The organism is Pseudoalteromonas sp. NBT06-2 (assembly GCF_002276045.1).
Taxonomy (GTDB): Bacteria; Pseudomonadota; Gammaproteobacteria; order Enterobacterales; family Alteromonadaceae; genus Pseudoalteromonas.
Genome location: NZ_NQMR01000410.1, coordinates 1 through 271 on the forward strand (window position 1 = coordinate 1; position 271 = coordinate 271).

Here is a 271-nt window from a genome sequence, read left to right on the forward strand (position 1 = left end):
ATGATAATATCATCGGCATAACGCGCAAACTTAAGTTACTCATTGGATAGCTTCTGGTCCAACTCATCTAATAGAAATTAGACAATAATGGTGATAAAGGACTACCTTGCGGCACACCTTTATCAGACGAAAACCAAAGACCTGTGTCCATTTCTGCGATCCCAGCACGTAAGTATTTACCGAACAATTGCATCAGGGATTTATCTTTAATTTTACGGTCAATACGGTTCATTAGCATGTCATGATTGACTGCCTGACTTGCTCTTTTACC

Annotated in this window: 1 pseudogene; it reads right to left on the minus strand. The window is 39.5% G+C overall.

Going from position 1 to position 271, the window contains the following annotated elements:
- Positions 1 to 67 precede the first annotated feature (67 nt).
- Positions 68 to 271: pseudogene (locus tag CJF42_RS26335) on the minus strand (hypothetical protein); the annotation flags it as partial.